Below are 258 nucleotides of genomic sequence, written 5' to 3' on the forward strand. Positions count from 1 at the left end.
TTAATATCCTTTTCACGAATCAAATCCTCGTTGTGCAAAGAGGCACGCTTTACGGTCGTACCAGCGACCTTAACAGGCGTAAGGATAGCAGTGGGGGTGATCACACCTGTTCTGCCAACTCTCAGTTCAATATCTAAAAGGGTCGTCACGACTTCTTCGGCGGGGAATTTATAAGCAATCGCCCAGCGTGGACTTTTTGCCGTTGTTCCAAGTTCCTCCTGCTGCGCAAGTGAGTCGACTTTGATGACAATCCCGACA

The 258-nt window shown here is 48.8% G+C and carries 1 pseudogene; it reads right to left on the reverse strand.

The annotated features are described in order from the left end of the window. A pseudogene (ligA, locus tag RYX56_RS23580) lies at window positions 1-258 on the reverse strand (NAD-dependent DNA ligase LigA); the annotation flags it as partial.

It is taken from the genome of Alkalihalophilus lindianensis, assembly GCF_032843265.1.
GTDB classification, from domain to species: Bacteria; Bacillota; Bacilli; order Bacillales; family Bacillaceae_D; genus Alkalihalophilus; species Alkalihalophilus lindianensis.